The organism is Paenibacillus sp. SSG-1 (assembly GCF_002224835.1).
GTDB lineage: Bacteria > Bacillota > Bacilli > Paenibacillales > Paenibacillaceae > Paenibacillus_AQ > Paenibacillus_AQ favisporus.
Window position 1 is genome coordinate 2,741,947 of record NZ_MBRK01000001.1, and the last position, 11,715, is coordinate 2,753,661.

Sequence of the window (11,715 nt, forward strand, 5' to 3'; positions counted from 1 at the left end):
GAAAGAAGGGGAACACGCCATGCAGGCACATATGAATGAGACGGAACCTTTGCCGGTCGTAACGATCGGGCGGCAAGTGAACATATCTCCCGAAGAGGAGAAAACGTACCTGGAAGTGCACTTTCACGTTCCAGCTGATGCCGAACGGATCCATGTCGCTTACCGATACGACCGCGCTGATGGGGAGACGGTGATCGACCTTGGCCTGCGTTCCCCGGAGCGGATCGTCGGCTGGAGCGGCGGTGCCAGAACCGAAATGTTCGTCGGATTGGAAACCGCGACCCCCGGATATGCCTCGGGCGATATCGCCGAAGGAGAGTGGGCCGTGCTGCTGGGCGCCTACAAAGTACCGGATGAAGGAACGGAGGTTGCGGTCTCCATCGAGATCCAGCTCAAGCATAAACGGTGGATTCCAGGCGATTTGCATGCCCACACCTATTACAGCGACGGCAAACACAGCGTCGGCGAGGTTTCCCGCTTATGTCTGGATAAAGGGCTTGCCTTTCTGGCCATGACCGACCATAATACGTTCTCCCAAAACCGAAACACCTTGGCAAAGACGGAAGAACTGCTGCTTATCCCAGGCGTCGAGATGACCAATTATAAGGGGCATGCGAATTTGCTAGGACAGCTGGATGCGCTGGAGGACTTCAGGGTGTATACAGTGGAACAAGCTTCGGAACAGCTGGCCAAAGGAAGGGAAAAGGGAGCGCTTGCGGTGTTGAATCATCCTTTTTGCCCGGACTGCCCGTGGGAATTCGGCTTTGACGTTCCGTTCGATGCGATCGAGGTGTGGAACGGCCCATGGCGGGAGCTGAACGAAACGGCGGTACACTGGTGGCAGGAACGGCTGGCCGAAGGCCGGCGGATCGTGGCTGTGGGAGGGAGCGATTTCCATGGACCCCATCCGTGGGTTCAGCATGGACGGCCGACCGCGCACGTGCGGTCCGAGTCACTAACCGCAGCCGGAATTCTGGAAGGGATTCGCCGGGGAAATGTGGTGCTGACGCTTGATCCGGACTCCACGTTTATCGATTTTCAGATCAATGGCACTTGCGCCGGGGATCAGGTACAGCGAAACTCTGAGCGTGGAACCGTTCTTCTTGAAGCCGTGATCCGCCGGGCCCAAGGAGATCAAATCAGCCTATGGTCCGACCGGGGATTGGAGCGGCAGTGGACGGCAGTGAATGACGAGCTAACCTTGACCTGCGAGCTGCCCCAGGACCGGCTTTTTTACCGGATGGAGGCCAGACGCGATATGGGGGAATTGGGGACACAGGTGATGACCTGCCTGACCAATCCCGTCTATTTAAGATAATTTGATCATAGAACATTTCAAGTGGTATATTGCTTTTCACAAGAATGTCTAGCGTTTATAATCGATCATAGAAGTGAGTACAGTCTATTGACCGTATTCACTTTTTTCTTTGTAAAGCGTTAAAATGATGATTAACAGCATGTAGCGGCGTCATCACGAACAAGGGGGTAATCCAATGAATGTTATCATTAGACAAGAAAAACTTGAAGACATTAACGAAGTCTACGATGTGGTTCAAAAAGCATTTGAAGATGCTTACTATTCAGACCACGATGAGCATCATTTGGTAAAAAGGCTTAGAAATTCGGCGAGCTATGTTCCGGAATTGTCCCTTGTAGCCGAATGCAGGAACAGAATCGTGGGTCATATTCTTTTTACGGAAATAAAAGTGGGGAATCATACGCTGATTGCCCTTGCACCTGTTGCTGTATTACCAGAAATGCAAAGCAAGGGCATTGGGAAGTTGCTGATTATGGAAGGCCACAAAATCGCTGCACAGCGTGGTTATAAGGGTTCTGTCGTTATGGGTCATGACAAATATTATCCGAAATTTGGCTATAAGAAAGCCAATTCATATGGCATTAAAGCGCCATTCGACGTTTCTGACGATCATTTCATGGCTTTTGAGCTTATTGAGGGTGGTCTTACCGATGTCCATGGCGTTGTAGAATATGCAAAGGAATTTTTCGAAAATTAGAAAAATGATGTAAGATATTTTGGCAGGAACTTTAGCCAATCTGCGTTGGTCTTAGAGTAAAAAAACAAAACCGTTAAGCCGATCATCTGCGATGGCTTAGCGGTTTTATAGCGTTAATTTGTTGGCGCACCCTAATACAATACTCTCCACAGGTAAAAGGTGGCGTATGACTCCCAGCCCGACCAGCCTGCGGACATCTGCCGGATTTCCGCCTTGGACGGCTTGCTGTCCCTTCCCAAAATATGCTTCATGGCGTTGTGCAGCCCGACATCGTCGATCGGAAACGCCGACGGAAACCGCAGGCACCGCATGGATACGTAGTTCGCCGTCCAAGGCCCGATCCCCCGGATGCTCGTCAGCATCTTTTCTGCCGCCTGATGGCTTCCGGTTTGCAGTAGCCCTAGCTTATTGAGCTCACCAGAGGCGATTCGCTGTGCGGTATCGATGAGGTATTCGCATTTTTTGACGGTCATCCGCAGCACGGCAAGATCTTCAACCGAACATGCCGCGATTTTATCCGGTGTCGGATACATCCAGTACGTTTCTCCCTCGCAATCCACACTTCTTCCGAAGTTCTCCACCAGGCGTCTTTTGAGCGTATAGGCATAGGTCAGGTTGATTTGCTGCCCAAGGATTCCCCAGGTGACGGCCTCGAACAAGTCGGGAATGCCGACGGTCCGCAAGCCTCGGAAGGACTGCACGGGACCTTTCAAAAGGGGATCGGATTCGGCCAAACGATAGAAGGGGACGATATCCCGCTCCAAATCGAACCACTCCCGCACATAACGGGCTACCTCGGCGCGTACCCATTTGCGGGAAGGGGCCGTATCGCCAAGAAAACGGACCACCAGCTCCCGGCAGTCTCCGGCACGGATTTCGATCACCGGTGTCTCGTCTGCGACGGACAGCGCTTTGTAAATCCGGTTGTTGTCGATCCGGTGCAGACATTCATTGGAGGAGCGCAGCAAATATTTTACGTTTTCCTCGAAATTGAATTCGGCAGGGATGAAGAGCTTGATCTCGTGCTTATGGTCCTCCCAGGAGCCGCGGGGAAGGGTAGAGCAGCAATTTCTGCATGGCCGGTACCCTGCAAGCTCGGCTTCTTCCCGGGTATGGAAGCGAATTGTATTTTCAGGTTTAGGACGACCGCTGCACCACGGGGTGCAATAAATGTTCATTGTGGTGACGCCCGTAAAATAAGGCGCATCCCAGACCGAATGCATCGTCTCTTGTCGGCATGTTGTAGACATAAGAGGTCCTCCTTTTGCATCTTGCTTACCTTACCAGTGTATACCGAAACCTGGACGCTTTCATTTCGTTATCTTGCTTTTACATTCCCAAGTTCATCCCAAGCGATCCAAAGAAGGGTATACTGGGGATGGAGGTGAGGCAGATGAAGGATCACAGGAATGACCGGGATATAGACCAAACCGAGATGAAGCGCCGGATGAAAGAGGATATTCCGGAGGAAAAGTGGCGGGCGATTGTCTCCAACGATGCGGATTATGATTTCCGTTTCTTTTACGGGGTCAGCACGACAGGGATTTTTTGCCGGCCTTCCTGCAAATCCAGACCGCCTAACAAGGAGAACGTACGGATCTTTCAACATGCGGAAGAGGCGCTGGCGGCCCGCTTCCGGCCGTGCAAACGGTGCAAGCCGACCGGCGAGAAGCTGCCCGATCAGGAATGGGTGAACCAAATCACCGATTATATCGACCGTCATTTTCGGGATAAGCTGTCTTTGGAACATCTGGCTGATGTCTGTCACGGAAGTCCTTTTCATCTGCAGCGGACCTTTAAGCGGGTGCAGGGTATCAGTCCGGTTGAATATATCCAGCGCAAAAGGATACAGGAAGCGAAACACCTGCTGGCCCACACGGACCAATCCATCACGGAGATTGCCGCGGAGGTCGGGAATGCGAATGTCCCGTATTTTATTACGCTGTTCAAAAAAATGACGGGTCAAACGCCGCTGGAATTCCGGCAAATATGGCAGCACGGCGCTGCCCTGGAGGTGCAAACATATGAATATGAACATGATCACAGCAAGCAAAACTGACCTGGTAACCCTGTACTGGGACAGGCTCGACGGAGACGGCTGGAGCCTTTATGCAGCCGCTACGGCCCAAGGGCTTGGTTATGTCGGTTCCCACGACGGTTCGTTTGATGAACTTGAGGCCTGGGCGGCACAGCGTTATCCGAACCATCAATGGGTTCAGGATGAAGTGACAATGCTTCCTTACATTACGGAGATCGCTGAATATCTTCAGGGAACAAGAGAAGCATTTACGATTCCAATGGACGACCGGGGAACCCCGTTCCAGCGGGAGGTATGGCAGGCACTCTGCTCCATTCCTTATGGGCAGACCACAACCTATTCCGAGATCGCACACCAGATCGGACGCCCGGCTGCGGTGCGGGCCGTTGGCGCGGCGATTGGAGCCAATCCGGTGCTGATCATGGTGCCCTGCCACCGTGTCATCGGAAAGAGTGGGGCGCTTACGGGATACCGCGGCGGCCTAGAAATGAAAGAGCGGCTGCTTGCGCTCGAAGCTCGCCAATCCATCCCGGCTAGGGGACCGCGCCATGCCAACTAGTATCCGGGAACGGATTCAGATGGTGGACTGGGGCGCGCTCTGGAAGACGTTAGACGATCAAGGATATGCCAAGCTGCCTGCCATTCTAACTCCGGAAGAATGCGAAGAGCTGATTGGAACCTACGCAAGCGAAGAACGGTTCCGCAGCACGATTTCGATGGCCCGGTATCGCTTCGGCAGCGGAGAATATAAATACTATGACCGCCCGCTGCCTGCGGCGGTCCAGCAGCTCAGGGAAAATATGTACCCGGAGCTATCCCGGACCGCCAACCGTTGGCATGAGCAGCTCGGCATGGATGCGGGCTATCCGGCGTCCCTTGACGAATTTTTGGAAGAATGCCACCGGCAAGGCCAGCTGCGGCCTACGCCGCTGATCCTGAAGTACGAAGCCGGGGGCTACAACTGCCTGCATCAGGATTTGTACGGCGAAGTATATTTTCCTTTTCAGGTCGTGTTCGCCCTGAATCAAAGGCAGCAGGATTACACCGGCGGCGAGTTTCTGCTGGTAGAGCAGCGTCCGCGGGCACAGAGCCGGGGGCATGTGATCACGCTTGAGCAGGGTGAAGGGCTGATTTTTCCGACGAACTACCGGCCCGTTCAAGGGACTAAAGGCTATTACCGAACCACGCTCCGTCATGGGGTAAGCACAGTACAGACAGGTATTCGGTATACGCTCGGTGTTATTTTTCATGATGCCACCTGAGCGTATCCCCTCCTTTTGTTGAAATGTCGCGAGCCTGTATTGACAAGGCTAATCGGAAGTTACAGTATTAGGGGAGATGCAATCGCTTTCAGGGTGAGGTGGGTTTAAGGGCGGCAGGGCATCGTCCACAAACGTGTCTTATCGGCAGACCCTATGCTAACACCGCATTAGGAACGCGATTGAACTGCCCGATTTCTTATGGAGTTAGAGATTTAGTGGACTTGTACCAAGGTTTCACAATACGGGCAGCAACTACAGGAAAGTGTGGGGATTGGATGCCAAATTTATCGCTGACGACGTGGAGTCTGCACCGCAATCTGGGACCGCTGCGCTGGACGCAGTGGGATGATGAGCGGAAGGAACACGTCACCCGGGTAGAGGAGCAGCCGGAGAAGCTCTCGCTGCTTGAACTGCCGGCTGTGCTGAGAGACAAAGGCTTCACCACGATGGAAATTTGCCACTTTCATTTTAAGGATACGAGCAGCAGCTATCTTCAAGAGCTTCGCGAGGCGATTCAGCAGGCGGGGATGCGTTTTTATACGCTGCTTGCCGATTACGGCGACATTACGAATCCGGATGAAACGCGCCGTGAGGCAGATATGGAGTGGCTGCAGCGCTGGATCGATATTGCGTCCGCTGCGGGTGCAGAACGGATCCGGATTATCGGCGGCGATGCCGATCCCGGCGATGCCGAAGCACTCAAACTCGCCGCCAGCCAGCTCCAGCGACTGATCGATTACGCGTCGGATAAAGGGGTTCGCATCATCACCGAGAATTTTCATGCAATGACCTCCACGGCGGACAACTGCCTGGCTCTGCTGGATGACTGCGGCAACCAGCTTGGATTGACGACGGATTTCGGCAATTTTAAGGGTCCGACCAAGCTGCAGGAATTGTCCAGAACGATTGCCAGAAGCGAATCCATCCACGCCAAAGCGCAGCAGGACGAACAGGGTAACCTTGACGATGCGGAATTTATTTCGTGCATGGAGCTGGTGAAAGAGCATCGGTATGAAGGACCAATTACGATCGTCTATGATGGTCCCGGCGACATGTGGGACGGCATTGATCGGGTAAGGAAGTTAGTCACTCCGTACTTAGGCTGACAGTCACGTCTCCTATGGCTGGAGGATGAACATGAACGTAATATGAAAGTTTAAAAGGCGATTTGCTTTGGGTGAATTTCCCTGCGGCAGATCGCTTTTTTATGGAGGCTTGTTAAATATAACGTAACATTGTTATGTTTTATTCAACAGGTCATCACGGGTTAATAGGTTTTTTCAGCACAGTTTGTCGTCTTGTCGATTAAAAGCGCCTTCGTTGCGCAACATGTCGAAGGGAAGGAGGAGGGGAATTCAACGGTTGATTACTGATTTTTTATCATCACGGCTTATTTCTCCCCCTCCTCACAGGTATTCGAAACAATGTTACGTCTTATAAATAGACTAAGCTGGATGATTCATCCTGCTTGGGGTTACCGTGCTCAGACCTTTGATGAAATTGAAGGGCGGCGGCGTTTATTTGACCGTAATCTCGGAGATGGGTTCATTCGGAAACGGATCAAGCTTGCGGGGGAGAGCAGGAGATTCAGCATATAAAAAGCTGCGCATTTCAGAAGAAGGGAACGATTCCTTTTCTGTAATGCGCAGCTTTTATTGAATATGGCGTTATCTGGCCAACCATCCTCCGTCGACGCAGAGGACGTGGCCGTTGACATAATCGGATGCTTGGGAAGCGAGGAAAACAACCGGACCCTTCAAATCTTCCGGCGTGCCCCAGCGTCCTGCCGGAATCCGGTCCGTAATCGATTGCAGACGCTGTTCGTCCGAGCGGATCGGCGCCGTATTGTTCGTCTCCATGTACCCGGGGGCAATGGCATTGATCTGGACGCCTTTACCAGCCCACTCGTTGGCAAGCGCTTTGGTGATTCCGGCAACCGCGTGCTTCGCCGCCGTATATCCCGGTACATTAATGCCTCCTTGAAAAGTAAGCATGGACGCAATATTGATGATTTTGCCGCTGCCGCGCTCGAGCATGTGGCGTCCGGCGAGCTGGCTTAGGAAGAACACAGTGTTCAGATTCAAATTGATCACGTCGTTCCAATCCTGGCGCGCATGATCCGCTGCCGGCGTACGGCGGATGATACCGGCATTGTTCACTAAAATATCGATGCCGCCATAGAAGGAAAGCGCCTGCGCAAACACTTGATCCAAAGCGTCCGTGTCGCTTAAGTCGGCGGAAATTTGCTCCGCCTTCCCGCCAAGCTTACGGATCTCCTCGACCGTCCGGTCACTGTTCGTCGAGGAGATGCATACGACCGAGGCTCCGGCTTCCGCCAGGCCAACGGCCATGCCTTGTCCCAGGCCGCCGGAGGTGCCGGTGACCAGGGCGATTTTACCCGTCAAATCAAACATCGAATATCAGTCCTTTGCATGGGATAGGTTGGATGCTTCACTGCGCATTCGCCACTTCGAGACGGGCGCCCGCTTGGCGAACGGCTTCAGCGAATTCAGGGCTGCACCCTGAGTCGGTAAGGATCGCTTCGACTTCGTTCAGCTTCGCAAACGTCAGCAGGGCGCTTTGTCCGAATTTGTGATGGTCCACCACAGCGTAACAGGTACGCGCGGTCTCGAGGAGCGCCCGTTTGATGTCCAGAAGCTCTCCTGTGTAGATCGTCAGCCCGTCTTCGGGATGCAGGCCCGTTGCCGACAAAAACGCCTTGTGAATATTCAGCCGCCGTACATAGGTAACCGCTTCCGGCCCCGCCAGCATGTTCCGCACGCGGTAACCTCCGGGAACGACAAGCCGGATGGCGTCCTTGCGGGCAAGCTCCGAAATGATGTGGACATCGTTGGTGACGACGGTCAGGGGCTGGTTGTCCAGCGCCTTGGCGATTTCAAGCGTTGTGCTGCCGCCGTCCAGGGCGATGACGTCATTCGGTTCGATGCGCGATAGGGCAAGGCGGGCGATATCCGCCTTCTCCGCAGCGTGGCGCGCCAGCGGTTCCTTGGTGGACAAAATGCCGAGCTGGTCGCTTTGCGCCAGAATCGCTCCGCCATGCACCCGCTGAAGCAGACCTTTGTCCTCCAGCTTGGCCAGATCCTCGCGGATCGTCTTGCCGGTGACGTTCAGCCGTTCGCTCAGTTCGGCAACCGTCACCTCCTGTTTGGCCAGGAGCAGTTCCATAATGTTTTCGTAGCGGCGTAAAGGGTTCATTGGTTATTCATCCATTCGTTCGAGTTTTATCTTATTTTAATTCATCCATGCCTACAGGGTCCATATCCTCAAAGATTTGGTTCTCGCCGGCCATGCCCCAAATGAAGGTATAGCTGTTTGTTCCAACGCCGCTGTGGATGGACCAGCTTGGGGAAATAACACCTTGTTCGTTGCGGACGACGAGGTGGCGGGTTTCCTGCGGCTCACCCATAAAGTGGAAGACGTTGCCGTCTTCCGGCATGTCGAAATAGAAGTAAACCTCGGAACGGCGGTTATGCGTATGGCACGGCATCGTGTTCCACATGCTGCCCGGCTTCAAGAGCGTCATGCCCATGACGAGCTGACAGCTTTGGATTCCGCCGGTATGGATATAACGGTAGATGGTGCGCTCATTGGAATTGCTCAAGCTGCCCAGGTTGTTCGGCGAAGCTTCGCTGATAGCCGCCTTAACCGTCGGATAAGCTTTGTGGGCAGGTGTGGAGTTCAGGTAATATTTAGCCGGATTGGCTTTGTCGCTGCTGCTGAACACCACTTCCTTGGCACCGAGTCCCACATAGAGGCAGTCCTTCGAATCGATGGAATAGTCCGTGCCGTCGACGCTGATTGTACCCGGTCCTCCGACATTGATGATACCGATCTCGCGGCGCTCCAGGAACGTATCGGCACCCATCGTTTTCGGGTCGGCTTCGAGCTTGACGCTCTGATTTACCGGAACCGCGCCGCCGACGATGAAACGATCGACATGCGTGTAATAGAGCGTGAGCTGATCCGCTACAAACATCGACTCGATCAAAAATTCCTGGCGCAGGCGAGCCGTATCAAACGCTTTCACTTCTTGGGGATGGGATGCGTATCTAATTTCCATGTTCGTACCTCCATAGGTTCATAATGGTTTATATCAGTTCTACAATGTTCATTATAGTTCATCCACTTAGGATTTCAAGCATAATTTAAAGCGGATACATTTCCACAATTGACCAGCAATTCAGCGATCTGTTATGTTGAACTTGGAATGCAGATCTCTTAAATCGAGCGTTATATAAGTTGAACTGAAGAATACAGAGTGTACCAATAAACCATTTCGATGTTTCGACTTAGATCACTCGTACAACGATGGAGGTGAAGATATGCCTGAGACGATCAACATCCGGCCGGCGGAGGCTGCGGATCTCCCGTTTCTGTGGGAAATGCTGTACGCTTCCATGTACACGCCGGAAGGGGAGACACCATTATCCCGCGATATCCTTGCACGCCCTGAAATATCGAAGTACTTGGACGATTGGGGAAAGGAAGGCGACATGGCCTTCATTGCCGTCTCCAGCGAAGGGGAGCGGCTGGGATCGGTCACGCTCCGATTGTTTGATCCGGAACATCCCGGATACGGATATGTGGACGAGAATACTCCGGAGCTGGGCATGGCCATCCAGCCGGAACACCGCGGCAAGGGGATTGGAACCCTGCTCATGCAGCGGGCGTTCGAGGAGCTGCACGCCGCAGGAATACCGTCCGTATCCTTAAGCGTGGACCCCAGAAATCGTGCGATGAAGCTGTACGAACGATTCGGGTTCACGGAAGTCGGCATGTCGGGAACATCGGTCACGATGAAAGCACAGGTTCACCGTTCGGGCATACAGGGAGCCGAGGAACCAATACATAAATCGAAAGCGGGGAATAAGAACATGAGCCAAAGTGCCAAGAGGCTGGACAAAGAAATAACGAAGCGGGTCAAACTGGACTATCTGCTGCATCTGCCTGAAGCTTATGAAAGTGAGCCTGAGAAAAAATGGCCGCTGATCCTCTTCCTTCACGGTTCGGGGGAGCGCGGGAGCGATGTGGAGCTGGTCAAAGTGCATGGCATTCCGAAGTTAGCCGATCAGGATCCGCAGTTTCCGTTCATCGCCATCTCACCTCAATGCCCGGAAGACTCGTTCTGGGCGATGGAGGAAGACGCTTTAATGGCTCTCCTGGAGGAAATGGAAGATACCTATCGCGTGGATCCAAAGCGCATTTATTTAACGGGATTAAGTATGGGCGGTTACGGTGCATGGCAGCTGGCTGCGATGTATCCAGATAAATGGGCGGCTGTCGTCCCGATTTGCGGAGGAATGGAACCGAAATACGCCGAGCAGATCAAGGATATCCCGATTTGGGCCTTCCATGGGGCTAAGGATGATGTCGTTCCGCTGTCGGAATCCGAACAAATCGTGAAGGCGCTGGAAGAGATCGGCGGGAACGTGAAATTTACGGTGTATCCGGACGCGAATCACGACTCATGGACCGAGACTTACGCTAACAAGGAATTGTATACCTGGCTGCTCAGCCACTCATTATCTTAAAATAGCAAAGGAAGGATATGCCCGGTGGAGCACCGGACGTATCCATCCTTTTTTTGTGTGCAAACATCATGATTCATTCGATATTACGTTCTGCGACCCCTTAAAATATCGTTTAACCACATCGTAAGCCAGCTTCGGCCTGCGGTACCGGTCGACGATGCCTTTGCTATTTTGGGCACCTGCCCGGGACAACAGCCAGCCGGTCGCATCGGTGACACGGCAGTCGCAAAACTGCCAAATATACATGCCGGACAGGAAGGGGCTTGATGTGTATGCAGCCAGGTTGGCTTCAATGATATCCGCCTGCCGCTCCTCGGTGCCGCGCATCCTGGCTTTGTCGCGCAAACCATAATATCCATCCCCGCCGAACTCGCTCATGATCATCGGCTTTTCGGCGCCACCGGCCTGGTCGGCCCAAGCCCGCGCCTGTTCACAGAGAGCCTTTGGATCCTCGTCCGTATACCAGCCGGGATACAGATTAAAGGAAACGATATCCGCCAAATCAAAGCAGAGCTCCCGCTCCCTGTGATGCGAAGCGAACGTCAGCGGGCGGCTGGCGTCCAGCGCTCTCAGCTGTCCCAGCTGCCGGCTGTAGTGCTCACGTCCTTCTTCGGTATCGCTGGCGCATTCGTTCAGGATCGCCCACAGAATAATCGAAGGATGGTTGTAATGCTGTTCCACCATTTCGCGGTTGACTTGTTCGCACTGCCAGACGAAATTCGGATTGCGCATTTGCTCCAGGGACAAGCCTCTCGCATGATTTTCCTCCCACACCAGGAAACCTAGCTCGTCGCATAAATCCAGAAAACGTTCGTCGTTCGGATAGTGGCTCCTCCCGGCAGCGGTGG

General features: G+C 53.4%; 12 protein-coding genes. 7 read left to right on the forward strand and 5 right to left on the reverse strand.

The window, feature by feature from the left end; genetic code table 11:
* Positions 1-19: 19 nt before the first annotated feature.
* Both BCV73_RS12660 and BCV73_RS12665 read left to right on the forward strand, forming a co-directional pair.
* Positions 20-1,318 (forward strand): CehA/McbA family metallohydrolase, encoded by a 1,299-nt coding sequence (locus BCV73_RS12660; protein WP_089547369.1) that lies wholly within the window; start codon positions 20-22, stop codon positions 1,316-1,318.
* 175 nt (positions 1,319-1,493) lie between these two features.
* Positions 1,494-2,015, forward strand: a complete 522-nt coding sequence (locus BCV73_RS12665; protein WP_089547370.1) for a GNAT family N-acetyltransferase — start codon at positions 1,494-1,496, stop codon at positions 2,013-2,015.
* Between the two features lie 131 nt (positions 2,016-2,146).
* Here the strand turns inward: BCV73_RS12665 and BCV73_RS12670 are convergent, their stop codons facing one another.
* The gene (locus tag BCV73_RS12670; protein ID WP_256992833.1) at positions 2,147-3,265 is read right to left on the reverse strand and encodes an Ada metal-binding domain-containing protein; all 1,119 of its coding nucleotides are present in this window, start codon (positions 3,263-3,265) and stop codon (positions 2,147-2,149) included.
* 197 nt (positions 3,266-3,462) lie between these two features.
* Here BCV73_RS12670 and BCV73_RS12675 point away from each other — a divergent pair, with 197 nt between their 5' ends.
* The 4 genes from BCV73_RS12675 (at position 3,463) to BCV73_RS12690 (ending at position 6,421) form a co-directional block, all read left to right on the forward strand.
* Entirely contained in the window at positions 3,463-4,074 is a 612-nt protein-coding gene (locus BCV73_RS12675; protein ID WP_089550228.1) for a bifunctional transcriptional activator/DNA repair enzyme AdaA, read from the forward strand.
* Positions 4,040-4,612 carry a methylated-DNA--[protein]-cysteine S-methyltransferase gene (locus BCV73_RS12680; protein ID WP_275541919.1) on the forward strand — a complete coding sequence of 191 codons (573 nt, stop codon included), beginning with the start codon at positions 4,040-4,042 and terminating at the stop codon, positions 4,610-4,612. Before BCV73_RS12675 ends, BCV73_RS12680 begins: the two co-directional genes overlap by 35 nt.
* Positions 4,602-5,315, forward strand: coding sequence for a 2OG-Fe(II) oxygenase (locus tag BCV73_RS12685; RefSeq protein WP_089547372.1), 714 nt, complete (start codon positions 4,602-4,604; stop codon positions 5,313-5,315). The genes BCV73_RS12680 and BCV73_RS12685 overlap by 11 nt, the downstream gene beginning before the upstream one ends.
* Positions 5,316-5,590: 275 nt before the next feature.
* Complete coding sequence (locus tag BCV73_RS12690; protein WP_089547373.1) at positions 5,591-6,421, forward strand: sugar phosphate isomerase/epimerase family protein; 831 nt, start codon at positions 5,591-5,593, stop codon at positions 6,419-6,421.
* Positions 6,422-6,982: 561 nt separating this feature from the next.
* Here the strand turns inward: BCV73_RS12690 and kduD are convergent.
* Genes kduD through kduI form a run of 3 tightly spaced genes read right to left on the reverse strand, consistent with a single transcriptional unit; the run spans position 6,983 to position 9,396 of the window.
* A complete protein-coding gene (gene kduD / locus BCV73_RS12695; RefSeq protein ID WP_089547374.1) occupies positions 6,983-7,729 on the reverse strand; it encodes a 2-dehydro-3-deoxy-D-gluconate 5-dehydrogenase KduD in 747 nt (248 codons plus the stop codon).
* Between the two features lie 37 nt (positions 7,730-7,766).
* Positions 7,767-8,531 (reverse strand): DeoR/GlpR family DNA-binding transcription regulator, encoded by a 765-nt coding sequence (locus BCV73_RS12700; RefSeq protein WP_076165339.1) that lies wholly within the window; start codon positions 8,529-8,531, stop codon positions 7,767-7,769.
* A gap of 31 nt (positions 8,532-8,562) precedes the next feature.
* Positions 8,563-9,396 (reverse strand): 5-dehydro-4-deoxy-D-glucuronate isomerase, encoded by an 834-nt coding sequence (kduI, locus tag BCV73_RS12705; RefSeq protein WP_076165337.1) that lies wholly within the window; start codon positions 9,394-9,396, stop codon positions 8,563-8,565.
* A 262-nt stretch (positions 9,397-9,658) separates the two neighbouring features.
* On the opposite strand from kduI, the gene BCV73_RS35755 reads away from it, so the two are divergent.
* Entirely contained in the window at positions 9,659-10,867 is a 1,209-nt protein-coding gene (locus BCV73_RS35755) for a GNAT family N-acetyltransferase (RefSeq protein ID WP_256992834.1), read from the forward strand.
* A 66-nt stretch (positions 10,868-10,933) separates the two neighbouring features.
* On the opposite strand, the gene BCV73_RS35760 is transcribed toward BCV73_RS35755, so the two are convergent.
* The coding region (locus BCV73_RS35760) for a glycoside hydrolase family 2 TIM barrel-domain containing protein (RefSeq protein ID WP_275541920.1) at positions 10,934-11,715 on the reverse strand (782 nt) is incomplete at its 5' end.